Annotated in this window: 1 pseudogene; it reads left to right on the top strand. The window is 46.3% G+C overall.

Features of this window, described 5'->3' with window-relative positions:
- Positions 1-272: pseudogene (locus KVT27_RS24655) on the top strand (AraC family transcriptional regulator); the annotation flags it as partial.

The raw sequence follows: 272 nt of genomic DNA, 5'->3' as shown, positions 1-272 counted from the left end.
TTCAAGATTATAATTATTTATTAACCCAATCCAAATCTGTGTACTGGACTAACCTGGAGACCGAGGGGAAAGAACAGGATTTGGCATTGCTTCACAAGATACCTGGCGGCCTGTCGGAGCCGTTCGGATTTCTATTGGTTCGGCTCGATAAAAGTAAGGTCATCAACTTATTGAAAACGCTAACACCCTATAACGAGGGGGAGACGTTCATCATGCAGGGCGATGGGCGAAGCATTGTAGCCGGAGGGGATTCTGCAAAGCCGTTTGATGAA

This window comes from Lysinibacillus sp. GbtcB16 (genome assembly GCF_019091145.1).
GTDB classification, from domain to species: domain Bacteria; phylum Bacillota; class Bacilli; order Bacillales_A; family Planococcaceae; genus Lysinibacillus; species Lysinibacillus fusiformis.
This window is presented reverse-complemented; position numbering and strand designations above follow the sequence as displayed.